The organism is Staphylococcus sp. KUGN1, from assembly GCF_045984185.1.
Lineage (GTDB): Bacteria > Bacillota > Bacilli > Staphylococcales > Staphylococcaceae > Staphylococcus > Staphylococcus warneri_A.
Window position 1 is genome coordinate 933,797 of sequence record NZ_JBJQIL010000001.1, and the last position, 12,299, is coordinate 946,095.

The window sequence follows — 12,299 nt, forward strand, 5'->3', positions numbered from 1 at the left end:
AGTTATTTATATGTGAATGTTATTTTTAATTCTATTGAATATAAAGTAAAAGATGATTGAAATGATAATACCTTTAATAATATTAAAAGGTATGATACCTGAAACAATAATTACTTTAAGATTATGAACAATGTCACCTAAGTTAAATATCATACCGTAGAGTGGTAACAGTACAAAATAATTTAAAATACTTAATACGACGGTCATGACAACTGTACCTAAAACAAGACCGGTTAATAATGACTTTTTATTGCGTTTGTTTCTATAAATATAATATGCAGTTAATAAGAAACTGGCAATTGCTAAAAAGTTCGCTAATGGTCCTACAGGATCACCCATATTGAAAAAGAAATTGAGTAAATTCTTAATAAAAGCTACTATTAGCCCTGCAATTGGTCCTAATAAAAATGTGGCAAGTAATGTAGGTACATCACTAAAGTCCAACGTTAAGTATGGTGGTAAAAATGGCAATGGGAATTTAATAAAGGTAAGTACGAAAGCCACTGCACTTAGCATACTTATAAAGATTAGACGTCTATTTTGATTGTGTTGCATATATTATTTTCTCCTTCCATTCATCTTGCTAGAAAAGGAGGAAATTTGCACAACAAAAAAACCTCCATCTTCTCCCATCCAGACTATACTGTCGGCTTCAGAGTTTCACTGAATCAGGTAAAATGAGACATTTTACGTCGCAGGCTTAATTTACTGCCGGTTGGGAATTACACCCGACCCCGAAGATGAATTAACTATATTTTTAATTTAAATATATCATACATGATAACTCTGTTATGTACAATGAGTTTGCTCCGATATATTTATATAGATATAAGTTGTCATAAAAATAATCAAATTGTTTAACAATCTATAGATTTCATAATAAATAAAAAACCTGTTAGAGACATTATTTGACTCTAACAGGTTTTAAATGTTTATTTTGGTAATTTAATAATAAAGGTTGTTCCTTTACCCACTTGACTTTCTACTTCAATCGTACCGCCATGTTCTTCTATAATCATTTTACAGATGAATAAGCCTAATCCAGTACCTTGTTTACCCCTTTTTCTTGACGCATCTACTTTATAGAAACGATCGAAGACTTGTTGTAAATGTTCAGGAGCAATTCCAGTACCAGTATCAGCGATGCTTAAAATATGAGATCTATCATCTTCATCAGTTTTTACCGAAATGGTATCTCCAGGTTGTGTATATCTTGATGCGTTATCGATTAAATTGGTTAATACTTGATCCATTCTATCCATATCGTAGTCCCATAGTTGTTGATTGCTTACTTCAAACTGCATATTAAGTTCTAAATCAGTCGCTTGTTGACGATATTTTATTCGCATTTTGTTGAGCAGATCAGCGATTGGTTGTGACTCTTTCTCAACAGATAATCCTTCAGCATCCATACGTGCTACGTTTAATAATTCATTAACTAAGCGGTTCAGACGTTTAGATTCATCTAAGACAATTGCTAGTGATTCATGTATCTCATCTGGTTCAGTTACAACACCATCTACAATAGATTCTGTATAGCCTTGTAATAAGGCAATCGGTGTTCGTAATTCATGAGATACATTTGCGATGAAGTCTTTTTTCATTTGATCAAGGTTATGTTCATTTGTCATATCACGTATAATAGCAACAATACCGCTTCTGCCATCGTTTTGAATACGGTCAATATAACTCATGATAATCACATAATACCTTGTGTTTGCTTCAATTTCTTGGAATTGCGTTTCTTTAGTATTGAAAGTTTGTTCAATTTGTTTTTCTATTAATTCAACAGCATTGTCATCTAATGTATGGAATACTTGGTCTGCCATTTTATTTGATAAAATAATATCCTTTTGTTCATTAATACCAATAACACCTTCAACCATCGAATTAATTAAGCTATCACGTATATTTTTGGATGTGGATAGTGCTTCTACATGTTCTTGAATTTCAAAGCTCATATTATTAAATGCACGTGATAATTCTCCAATTTCATCTTTTGTTGATACTGACGTGATATGTGAATAATCACCTTGTGATACCTTTTGTGCTTGATTTCTTAACTCTCTTAAAGGTTTAGTAATTCTAGATGATAAGAAAAATGCAAAGATGGTACTCACTGCTAAAAATATAATTGCGGTAATTAAGATAATAATTGTTATCGCATTATTGGTATCTTCAATAGATTTTAAATCTTTAAAAATAAAGACGCCGCTATATTCTGTATGACTTCCTGGCTCGGCTTTCATTGGATAACCCACTAATATATACGGATGTGAATTCCCCTGTTCTTTAATCATGACATTACGTGTCATTGACTCACCATGTTTGAAAACACGGTTAAAATCTTTATTATTTTTAATTTCTTTGAGCATAGCTTGTTTATCTGTTGAAATGGTTTGTTGATATGCGGTAGATGTATTTTTCATGATAATTAATCCACCGGGATTATCAATCAATGTTTGGCTATTTTTGATGGCTAAGTTTTGATTTGTAGAGTTTTCTACCAATTTACTTATGCGTTTGGCGTCTTCTTTAATGGAATCTTCCGCTTCTTGTGTATAGTAATATTGAATAAAGGTAATTAAGGCAGCACTTAATAAAATTAAAACTGTCGTTACTATAAAAATTATAGTTAACCACAGTTTTATTACTACACTATTTAGCCGGTTCATCGTTTGTATTAACCTCAAATTTATAACCGACGCCCCAAACAGTTTGTATCATGTGAGCTGCATCACTCGATACTTTGTTGAGTTTCTCTCTTAATCTTTTTACGTGCGTATCCACCGTACGTAAATCGCCATAAAATTCATAATGCCAAACTTCTTTTAATAATTGTTCACGATCAAATACTTTATTAGGAGTTTTAGCTAAATAAATTAATAGTTCATATTCTTTTGGTGTTAAATTAACCTGTTCATTATCAGCTAATACTCTATGCGCATCATTATCTATCACTAAGTGATTGAACTCAATTACGTCTCTTGCATGAGGTTCACTTTGTTCAGGTGTTGTTGTTTGCGTTCTTCTTAATAATGCTTTGACTCTTAAAACGACTTCTCTTGGAGAGAATGGTTTAACGATATAGTCATCGGCACCTGATTCAAACCCTTCGACACGATTCGTCTCTTCGCCTTTTGCAGTGAGCATAATAATAGGTGTATCTTTATGCTCTCTTAATTGAGTGGCTACTTCGATACCGTCCATTTCTGGCAACATTAAGTCTAAAAGAATGCACGCATAGTCATTTTCCATAGCAAGTTGATAAGCTTCTTTACCATCTCTTGCTTCATGTGTTTCAAAAGATTCTCTTTCTAGGTATAGTTTAAGTAATCTTCTGATTCTGTCTTCGTCATCAACGATAAGTATTTCATTCGTCATAATACTAAATTACCTCCTACACATGCTGTTCATTTCATTAGTTATTATAGCATATGAAATAGTCATTAAGTTAGTGTTAAAGAAATCTTTGTGAAAAAAATCTCAAAGATTAAAAATATGAGTGTTTTATTTTAATCATTACCATTTTCTGCTAAATGGCGAATCGTTTTTACTTCATGAGGTGTGAGTACACGACCTTCACCTGCATTCAAGCCTTTTAAATCAAGTGGACCAAATTGGATACGCGTTAATTTACTAACTTGGTGACCAAAATGTTCGAACATACGACGTACTTGTCTATTTCTACCTTCACTAATCGTAATTTCAACGAGCGTCGTATTTTTATCTTTGTCTTGGTTTTTCACTTTTACTTGAGCAGGTTGCGTGAAACCATCTTCTAGTTCGATTCCTTTTTCTAAAGCTTTAACTTCTTCTCTCATTAAATATCCTTTAAGCTTAGCAACATATTTCTTTTTAATATGGTATCTAGGGTGCGTCATTAAATTAGTGAATTCACCATCATTCGTTAATAATAATAATCCAGATGTATCGTAATCTAATCGACCTACAGGATAAATACGTGTTTCGATATCTTTAAAGTAATCAGTCACAACTTTACGGCCACGATCATCCGATACACTTGTAATTACTTGTGCAGGTTTATTAAATAAAATATAAATTTTATCTTCTTGCTCTAATTTGATACCTTCAACTTCTACAGTATCTGAATTTGAAACTTTTGTACCCAGTTCAGTGACGACATGTCCGTTAACTTTTACTTTGCCATCAGTAATTAATGTTTCTGCTTTACGACGTGATGTATAACCACTACTTGCAATTCTTTTTTGTAATCTTTCTAATTCTTTACTCATTTGTATCTCCCTTTTGATTTACCAAGTTACTAAAGAATGCGTCCATTTCTTCTTCATCTTCTTGAGTGGTTGGTAAATCTTCTAATTTTTCTATACCAAATACATTTAAAAATAAGTCTGTCGTGATTAATTGTTGACTACGTGAATGATGGACTTCTTTAGCTTCTACCAAGCCTCTTGCAATGAGGGTTTTAACTGCACCATCAGAATTAATGCCTCTAATAAGTTCGATATCACTTCGAGTTAAGGGTTGATTATACGCAATAATAGATAATGTTTCCATTGCAGCCTGTGATAATTTCATTTTAGATTTTTGTTCGATTAATGCCTCGATGTATTGTGAGGCATCTTTTTTTGTTGTAAGAACACATGTCGTTCCGAATCGTTGAATCATAAGACCATTTGATTCATAAGTGTCAATTAACTCTGCTAATTCATCTTCATTTACTTCTAATATTTCGATTAATTGTTTGACTTCGAGACCTTCGTCTCCTGATGTGTAGAGCAATGCTTCTAATATGCCGTGCTTATTCAACGCCGTAGTTCACTCCTCTTAATATATTAATGTCATCAAAATTTTGATGTTGTTCAATATTAATAATCCCTGATTTGGACATTTCTAAAATAGCTAGAAAGTGTGTCACCACTTGTTCTATAGGTTCTGTAAATGTAAACAGACTAAAGAAATTAAAGGATGCTTTTGTTTTTAATCTGTCCGTAACTTGTGCCGTAGCTTGTTGTATGGTAAATGTTTCTTTCTTAATTTCTACGGAATGAGGTTTATTGATTTCTACTCGGTTTTTAACACGTTGATAAGCAACTATTAATTCGGTTAAATCGATCGTGTTCGATGGATCCCACGATTCATCTGTTTCCATATGTGATAAATCAGTTGGATGTTTAGTGTAATAGTGATCACGTTCTACTTTCATTTCATTTAAGATTTCAGTGTACTCTTTGTAGTTTTGATATTCTATTAATCTACCGACTAAATCTTCACGTGGATCTTCTTCTAAATCGACATCTTCCTCTGATTGTGGTAACAATAATTTACTTTTAATCATCAGTAATTCTGAAGCCATAACCAAGTATTCACTAGCTACGTTGATTTCTAATTGGTTCATTGCGTGAACATATTGCATATACTGTTCTGTTAATGACTTCATAGGAATATCATAAATGTCTATTTCAAATTTTTGAATTAAATGTAATAACAAATCGAGTGGACCGTTAAATGCATCCAGTTTTACTTCATACATAGTATCTACCTCATGTTGCAACTTATGTGCATATTTCACTAAAATATTATAGCATGAATTTATATAACTTTTAAAATTAAGGTGAAATTCAGATGGAACAAGCATTAATTCAATTTTATTACTACTTTCATACTAGGCAACACTATTTTTTATGTCATGACATACTAGAAGAAGCTTGGAAGGAAAATGACAACTTTAGTAAACAAGATGCTATCGTGAGTTTGATTTTATGTGCGACAGCTTGCTATCACTTTCGTCGTAGCAATTTTAAAGGAGCTTATAAATCTTTCTCCAAAGCAAAACAAGTGATTAAAAATGCTAATAAACAAGATCAATCGCAATTACATTTGAATATTCAACGATATTTAGAGATACTTGACGAACAAATGACATGCGTAGCACAACAACAACCCTTTGAACCTATTCAATTGCCTATTAATGCTGACATGTTGAATCGAATTCAATTACATTATTCAGATTATCATTTTGTTTCATCACCTATTTTAAATGATGATATTGTTCATCACCATTTATTAAGAGACCGAAGTGATGTTGTTTTAGCACGCCAAATGGCATTAAAGGATAAACGGTATCAAAGAATTCAATTAGATAATAATAAAAACCAATGATACGATATGCATTAAAGGTATCATTGGTTTTTAACTGTTTATTAAGCTCTAGGGTGGTATTGATTATACATTTTTCTAATTTGTGATTTTGAAACGTGTGTATATAATTGTGTAGTTGAAATATCAGAGTGTCCTAACATTTCTTGTACTGCACGTAAATCGGCACCATTTTCAAGTAAATGTGTTGCAAATGAATGTCTCAATGTATGTGGCGTGAGGGTTTTATTAATATTAGCTTTCAGACCATTTTGTTTAATCATCTTCCATATACCTTGTCTAGATAAAGGTTTACCATGCATATTTAAGAATAAGACATTGGTCACAGTTTGCTTAAGTAATTGTGGCCTTACGGTTTCGATATAGGTAGTTAAATAGTCTATAACCGTATCTCCTAATGGCACAATACGTTCTTTGTCCCCTTTACCAAATACGCGAACAAATCCCATCATTAAATTGACGTCTTCAACTTCAATTTGTATCACTTCTGATACACGCATACCTGTAGCATATAATAACTCAAGCATTGTACGATCTCGATACCCGTTGTTTTTATTTAAATCCGGTGCATTGAGTAAGTCAATGACTTCGTCGACTTCTAAAACATCTGGGAGTTTCTTTTCATATTTTGGCGTTTCTATCAATACTGTTGGATCTTTAGCAGCGTATTTTTCACGTAACGCAAATTGATGAAAACTACGTATTGTTGAAATAAATCTAGCGATAGATTTAGATGATTGACCTTGATCGATTAAATAACCTAAACATTCTTGAATCGTTTGACGATCTACAAAATCGATATTAGAAATCTTTTGTAAAGCTAAGTATTCTTTATATTTATTCAAATCTCGACGATAAGCACCAATTGTATTAACACTTAACCCCTTCTCAATTTGAATGAATTTTAAATATTCTTCTATTATTGTTTCCATTATAAAGCACCTCTTTTGAAGCGGTGGCTTCTTAATATCATATGTGTGTGGCGTACCTACTATGTCCAAACTTTTATAGATTTAATTAGATAAAGCAAAATTATTTTGTCACTTCACTTTTTTTTAGCTTGGCAATTTGAACATACACCATGGAACGTTAATCGATGGTCTAAAATTTTAAAGTTAAATTCTTTTTCAACTCGATTTTCTACTTCTGGTAATAAGTCTTCTTCGATTTCTTCGACTTTACCGCATTCCATACATACTAAATGGTGATGGAAATGTTTAGCGCCTTCTTTTCTTAAATCGAAACGAGCAACACCATCACCAAAATTAATTTTATCTAATACTTTTAATTCTGCTAATAATTCTAAGGTACGATAAACGGTAGCAAGTCCAATCTCTGGTGATTTGTCTTTAACTTTTAAATATACATCCTCTGCACTTAAATGGTCTTTTTCGTTTTCTATTAGAACTCTTACAGTAGCCTCACGTTGTGGAGTTAATTTATATGAAGACTGTTGTAATTGTTGCTTCACGCGATTTAATCGTTCTTCCACGGAAGCCTCACTCCTCTACTAAGAATTATAATCATTTTAATCTAAAGTATGATTCAATATATAAATTACCAGTTTTCTCAATGAAACGCAAGGATATTCGTTCATTATTTAGAATGATTATAATTTAATAATAGATGCTGAAGCACAATAATTGTCTTCGCGTCTTCAATTTCTGCATTTTGAAGTGCTTGTTTGATTTCCTCAATTGAGAATTTATGGACTTCTACAAATTCATCGTCATCAAGATTCATTTGCCCTACTTCTAATTGATCAGCAAAATAAATTGTCAGTTTCTCATTTGAAAAGCCTGGAGAACCGTACATATGTGTCACAAATTGTAAGTTTTTCGCAATATATCCAGTTTCTTCTTCTAATTCTCTTTTAGCAGCTTCTTCTCGTTCCTCATTTTTCTCTAATTTACCAGCAGGAATTTCTAATAATGGTTTTTCAGCGGGCTTTCTAAATTGCTTAACTAAAAGGACTTCATTCTCAGGTGTTACGGCACATACTGCCACTGCGCCATTGTGATATATAAGTTCACGTTTAGATGTGCGTCCATCGGGTAGTTCTACATCATGGATTTCTAAATCAACTATTTTTCCATTATAAATTACTGTTCTATCTATCGTTTTTTCGTTAAATTCCATTTATAATCACGTTCCTTTTAAATGTTTTAATAAATTGATAAACTGAATGCGTTAGTTAAAGTGTATCGAAAGGAGAAAATACATGCAAAAAAATATCTTAAAAAGTGGTATAGAAATTTCTGAGTTAGGTTTAGGTTGTATGAGTTTAGGTACTGATTATAAAACTGCACAACCAATCATAGAAAGTGCTATTGAAAATGGTATTACTTATTTTGATACAGCTGATATGTATGATCAAGGTATTAATGAAGAAATCGTTGGTAAAGCATTAAAACAATATCAAAATCGTGATGACATTGTTATAGGTACTAAAGTTGGTAATCGTTTGACTGAAGATGGCAATATTACTTGGGACCCTTCAAAGAAACACATTAAAGAAGGTGTGAAAGGATCATTACAACGTTTAGGGTTAGATTATATTGATTTATATCAATTACATGGTGGTACAATTGATGATCCTTTAGATGAAACAATTAGTGCGTTTGATGAATTAAAACAAGAAGGACTTATTCGTGCATATGGTATTTCATCTATTCGCCCCAACGTGATTGATTATTATTTAAAACATAGTCAAATTGAAACATTAATGTCTCAATTTAACTTAATTGATAATCGACCTGAAAGCTTATTGGACGACATTCATGAAAAACAAATTAAAGTATTAGCACGTGGTCCAGTATTTAAAGGTTTATTAACGTCTAATAGTAACGAAGCATTAGATAAAAAGTTCGCTGATGGTATATTCGACTATACACAAGATGAATTAGGTGAAACCATTGCTTCTGTTAAAGAAATCGAAAGTAATCTAACTGCCCTTTCATTTAATTATCTCAAATCACATGACGCGTTAGGTTCTATCATCGTAGGTGCAAGTAGCGTAGAACAACTAGAAGAAAATGTTAAAAATTATTATAAAGATGTAAGCTTAGATCAAATTAAAGCCTCTAGAGAACGCGTTAAAGATTTACAATATACGCAACATTTAAAATAATAGATATAGTAAAAGCCATTAAATGACTGATCATTCATTTAGTGGCTTTTTTTAATATTTTATTTTCTTATTCAAATATACATAAGTAAAAGTTTAATGATTGCTTTTGTTATTAAACAAGTGAGAGAAGTGTTTTTCTAAAAATCTAGGTGCTAACTGATATAACTTTAACATTTGGTGCATCCATGTTGGGGCATTGATTTCTTGCTTTTCTTTAATAATACCTTCTACGATACGTTGTGCGAGTTGGTTGGATTGAATCATTATCGAACGATACTGGTTAAAATATGATAAGGAAGGATCTGCTTTCTGGTGAAATGGTGTATCAATTGGGCCTGTATTCACTGACATAACGTGTAAATTGGGTTCTTCTAATCGAAGTGCGTTGAGAACTTGATTAAAAGCAGCTTTAGATGCACCATAGTGAGCAGCGTGAGACTGTGTTACAAATGCAGCTTGACTTGATATGCCCACAATATGCGCATGTTTTATTAAATATGGCTTTATCGTATTGTATAGTAAATTGAAACTAATTAAGTTAACATCGTATGTTTCGATCATTTCTTCTGCTGTATGCGATGCAATAGATTTAAAATAACCTAATCCAGAACTATATATCAATCCGTGTATAGGTGTTTTAATTTGAGATGAAATATTGACTATGTCTTGTCTATTTTGCAAATCGCATTCTATGACATCGACTAAATATGATTGGTTACCGAAATGAATTTGTCGAAATTTCTGCATGTCACGTGCAAGTATGGTTACATGAGTCCCTCTTTTAATCAGTTCATGTACAATATCTAATCCTAAGCCACTTGTACCACCTGTAATAATATAGTGTTGCCCTATCATGGTATTCACTCTCTTTCTTATATAGAGATATCTTATTTTAATATAAAAATGAAGATAAATTGTATACTTAATATTGAATATAACTAATATATGTTACTATGTAGTTATATTCGTAAGATATCATTATTTTATAACTAAAATGAAGGTGATGTGAAGTATATGAAACTTGTATTTTATGGTGCAGGCAATATGGCACAAGCAATCTTTACAGGCATTATTAATTCTAATAATTTAGATCCTAATGATATTTATTTAACAAACAAATCGAATGAAGCGGCACTCAAAGATTTTGCGGAACAATTAGGTGTGAATTATAGCTATGATGATGAAGCATTACTTAAGGATGCTGACTACGTATTCTTAGGTACGAAACCACATGATTTCGAAGCATTAGCTGATAGAATTAAAGATTCAATCACTGATAGTAATCGTTTCATTTCAATTATGGCTGGTTTATCCATTGATTATATAAGAGAGCAATTAAATACCAATAATCCATTAGCTCGCATTATGCCTAATACTAATGCGCAAGTCGGTCATTCTGTAACAGGCATTAGCTTTTCAAATAATTTTGGTCCTAAAGCTAAAGATGAAGTAAATGAATTGATTAATGCGTTTGGTTCAGTTATAGAGGTCTCAGAAGATCACTTACATCAAGTAACGGCGATAACAGGAAGCGGACCTGCATTTTTATATCATGTATTTGAACAATATGTTAAAGCTGGTACACAATTAGGTCTAGAAAAAGATCAAGTTGAAGAATCTATTCGTAATTTAATTATTGGTACAAGTAAAATGATTGAACGCTCTGATTTAAGCATGGAACAATTAAGGAAAAATATTACATCTAAAGGCGGTACAACACAAGCTGGTTTAGATGCCCTATCTCAATATGATTTAGTTGCTGTATTTGAAGATTGTTTAAGTGCTGCAGTTAACCGTAGTGTTGAATTATCCAATACAGATGATTAAATAGTTAAAAAACGCCACTGATTTTGGTCAGTGGCGTTTTTTAAATTTTAAAAGAATCAAAGTCATTAACGAAAGTAAAATCTGGTGTATCTGGTAATGCTTTAAGTTCTTGGTATATATTTTCGATTTCTTCTTTAGTATATCGATTACTCATATGCGTGATTAAGCTATGTTTGACATTTGATTGACGAATTAAATCGAACACATCATCGATATGACTATGATGATAACTATTGGCTAGCGTTTTTTCACCTTCTATATAAGTGGCTTCATGAACCATAATATCGGCATCATTTGCTATAATATGTTCATTAGGACATGGCTTTGTGTCACCAAATATAGCAACAACTGGGCCGGACTTCGCTTCTCCTTTGAATTCATCAGACTGATAAATTTTCCCATTAAATTCAAAGGTATTATTTGTTTTTACTTCCTGATATTTAGGTCCAGGTTCAAGTCCAATTGCTTTTAGTGCATCTACATCAATAGTACCTGGTGTTGTTGGTGTCTCTATACGATAACCATAAGATATAATACCATGATTTAACATTTCAGCTTGTACTGTAAAGCCATCATGATGATAATTTAAGGATTCGTCTATCTCTATGTATGTAATTGGATAATTGAGATGTGATTCTGATAAAGTTAATGTGGTTTCAATATATTTTTGAATACCCTTAGGTCCGATGAGTGTGAGAGGTTTGTTTTCTCCACCTTGAAAGGATCTGCTAGTTAGTAATCCTGGAAGTCCAAAAATATGATCACCATGCATATGTGTAATAAATATATGATCGACTTTACCTAATTTAATCGAATGATGAAGAATTTGATGTTGTGTTCCTTCACCTACATCAAAAAGCCATATTGAATTAGAATAAGGTTCAAGATTTAATGCAATTGCTTGTGTGTTTCTCTCTTTAGTTGGTAGTCCAGCGCTAGTACCGAAAAATGTGACTTCCATGCTCACACCTCCTTCTCTTCGATTTATTTTATCATATATAATGACAATTTTTATAATAAGAAATAAAATGTATATATAACATGAATGATTATGAGAAAGAATAAAAACGCATATGAGTCATTCTTGATGTAAATACAATGTTTAGTATTACTATACGTAAGTCGAATAATTTGGTAATTATAGTCATTATCGATTATCATTTAAATAAATCATAGATACGTTATGACTTTTTACAAAGCA

14 protein-coding genes and 1 riboswitch are annotated in these 12,299 nt (G+C 31.9%); of the genes, 3 read left to right on the plus strand and 11 right to left on the minus strand.

Going from position 1 to position 12,299, the window contains the following annotated elements:
• Positions 1-6: 6 nt before the first annotated feature.
• The 6 genes from ACJQQZ_RS04555 to ACJQQZ_RS04580 all read right to left on the minus strand — a co-directional run bounded on the left by ACJQQZ_RS04555 (position 7) and on the right by ACJQQZ_RS04580 (position 5,515).
• Complete coding sequence (locus tag ACJQQZ_RS04555) at positions 7-555, minus strand: ECF transporter S component (protein ID WP_075777843.1); 549 nt, start codon at positions 553-555, stop codon at positions 7-9.
• A 62-nt stretch (positions 556-617) separates the two neighbouring features.
• Positions 618-746, minus strand: a riboswitch (FMN riboswitch).
• 186 nt (positions 747-932) lie between these two features.
• Positions 933-2,675: an ATP-binding protein gene (locus ACJQQZ_RS04560; RefSeq protein WP_124228285.1), complete on the minus strand. Its 1,743-nt coding sequence runs from the start codon at positions 2,673-2,675 to the stop codon at positions 933-935.
• Entirely contained in the window at positions 2,659-3,384 is a 726-nt protein-coding gene (locus ACJQQZ_RS04565; protein WP_002451121.1) for a response regulator transcription factor, read from the minus strand. The genes ACJQQZ_RS04560 and ACJQQZ_RS04565 overlap by 17 nt, the downstream gene beginning before the upstream one ends.
• A gap of 131 nt (positions 3,385-3,515) precedes the next feature.
• Positions 3,516-4,256 (minus strand): pseudouridine synthase, encoded by a 741-nt coding sequence (locus tag ACJQQZ_RS04570; RefSeq protein ID WP_002451120.1) that lies wholly within the window; start codon positions 4,254-4,256, stop codon positions 3,516-3,518.
• Complete coding sequence (gene scpB / locus ACJQQZ_RS04575; RefSeq protein WP_002451119.1) at positions 4,249-4,791, minus strand: SMC-Scp complex subunit ScpB; 543 nt, start codon at positions 4,789-4,791, stop codon at positions 4,249-4,251. Before scpB ends, ACJQQZ_RS04570 begins: the two co-directional genes overlap by 8 nt.
• Complete coding sequence (locus ACJQQZ_RS04580; RefSeq protein ID WP_182459445.1) at positions 4,784-5,515, minus strand: segregation and condensation protein A; 732 nt, start codon at positions 5,513-5,515, stop codon at positions 4,784-4,786. The genes scpB and ACJQQZ_RS04580 overlap by 8 nt, the downstream gene beginning before the upstream one ends.
• Before the next feature lie 92 nt (positions 5,516-5,607).
• Between ACJQQZ_RS04580 and ACJQQZ_RS04585 the strand changes: the two genes are divergently transcribed.
• Complete coding sequence (locus tag ACJQQZ_RS04585; protein WP_049425189.1) at positions 5,608-6,144, plus strand: DUF309 domain-containing protein; 537 nt, start codon at positions 5,608-5,610, stop codon at positions 6,142-6,144.
• A 41-nt stretch (positions 6,145-6,185) separates the two neighbouring features.
• Here the strand turns inward: ACJQQZ_RS04585 and xerD are convergent, their stop codons facing one another.
• The 3 genes from xerD to ACJQQZ_RS04600 all read right to left on the minus strand — a co-directional run bounded on the left by xerD (position 6,186) and on the right by ACJQQZ_RS04600 (position 8,280).
• Complete coding sequence (gene xerD, locus ACJQQZ_RS04590) at positions 6,186-7,073, minus strand: site-specific tyrosine recombinase XerD (protein WP_049425190.1); 888 nt, start codon at positions 7,071-7,073, stop codon at positions 6,186-6,188.
• Positions 7,074-7,186: 113 nt separating this feature from the next.
• Entirely contained in the window at positions 7,187-7,633 is a 447-nt protein-coding gene (gene fur, locus ACJQQZ_RS04595) for a ferric iron uptake transcriptional regulator (RefSeq protein WP_049425191.1), read from the minus strand.
• A gap of 104 nt (positions 7,634-7,737) precedes the next feature.
• Positions 7,738-8,280 (minus strand): NUDIX domain-containing protein, encoded by a 543-nt coding sequence (locus ACJQQZ_RS04600; protein WP_124228284.1) that lies wholly within the window; start codon positions 8,278-8,280, stop codon positions 7,738-7,740.
• Between the two features lie 82 nt (positions 8,281-8,362).
• On the opposite strand from ACJQQZ_RS04600, the gene ACJQQZ_RS04605 reads away from it, so the two are divergent.
• Entirely contained in the window at positions 8,363-9,271 is a 909-nt protein-coding gene (locus tag ACJQQZ_RS04605; RefSeq protein ID WP_124228283.1) for an aldo/keto reductase, read from the plus strand.
• Positions 9,272-9,364: 93 nt separating this feature from the next.
• Here ACJQQZ_RS04605 and ACJQQZ_RS04610 read toward each other — a convergent pair whose 3' ends face one another.
• Positions 9,365-10,126, minus strand: a complete 762-nt coding sequence (locus tag ACJQQZ_RS04610; RefSeq protein WP_049425194.1) for an SDR family NAD(P)-dependent oxidoreductase — start codon at positions 10,124-10,126, stop codon at positions 9,365-9,367.
• 159 nt (positions 10,127-10,285) lie between these two features.
• Between ACJQQZ_RS04610 and proC the strand changes: the two genes are divergently transcribed.
• Entirely contained in the window at positions 10,286-11,098 is an 813-nt protein-coding gene (gene proC / locus ACJQQZ_RS04615; protein WP_002451111.1) for a pyrroline-5-carboxylate reductase, read from the plus strand.
• A gap of 40 nt (positions 11,099-11,138) precedes the next feature.
• On the opposite strand, the gene rnz is transcribed toward proC, so the two are convergent.
• The gene (gene rnz, locus ACJQQZ_RS04620; RefSeq protein WP_049425195.1) at positions 11,139-12,059 is read right to left on the minus strand and encodes a ribonuclease Z; all 921 of its coding nucleotides are present in this window, start codon (positions 12,057-12,059) and stop codon (positions 11,139-11,141) included.
• Between the last annotated feature and the right edge of the window lie 240 nt (positions 12,060-12,299).

Coding starts and splice junctions, on each gene's coding strand:
- ACJQQZ_RS04555 (WP_075777843.1), bottom strand. CDS start 555: ATGCAACACAATCAAAATAGACGTCTAATCTTTATAAGTATGCTAAGT.
- ACJQQZ_RS04560 (WP_124228285.1), bottom strand. CDS start 2,675: ATGAACCGGCTAAATAGTGTAGTAATAAAACTGTGGTTAACTATAATT.
- ACJQQZ_RS04565 (WP_002451121.1), bottom strand. CDS start 3,384: ATGACGAATGAAATACTTATCGTTGATGACGAAGACAGAATCAGAAGA.
- ACJQQZ_RS04570 (WP_002451120.1), bottom strand. CDS start 4,256: ATGAGTAAAGAATTAGAAAGATTACAAAAAAGAATTGCAAGTAGTGGT.
- ACJQQZ_RS04580 (WP_182459445.1), bottom strand. CDS start 5,515: ATGTATGAAGTAAAACTGGATGCATTTAACGGTCCACTCGATTTGTTA.
- ACJQQZ_RS04585 (WP_049425189.1), top strand. CDS start 5,608: ATGGAACAAGCATTAATTCAATTTTATTACTACTTTCATACTAGGCAA.
- xerD (WP_049425190.1), bottom strand. CDS start 7,073: ATGGAAACAATAATAGAAGAATATTTAAAATTCATTCAAATTGAGAAG.
- ACJQQZ_RS04600 (WP_124228284.1), bottom strand. CDS start 8,280: ATGGAATTTAACGAAAAAACGATAGATAGAACAGTAATTTATAATGGA.
- ACJQQZ_RS04605 (WP_124228283.1), top strand. CDS start 8,363: ATGCAAAAAAATATCTTAAAAAGTGGTATAGAAATTTCTGAGTTAGGT.
- ACJQQZ_RS04610 (WP_049425194.1), bottom strand. CDS start 10,126: ATGATAGGGCAACACTATATTATTACAGGTGGTACAAGTGGCTTAGGA.
- proC (WP_002451111.1), top strand. CDS start 10,286: ATGAAACTTGTATTTTATGGTGCAGGCAATATGGCACAAGCAATCTTT.
- rnz (WP_049425195.1), bottom strand. CDS start 12,059: ATGGAAGTCACATTTTTCGGTACTAGCGCTGGACTACCAACTAAAGAG.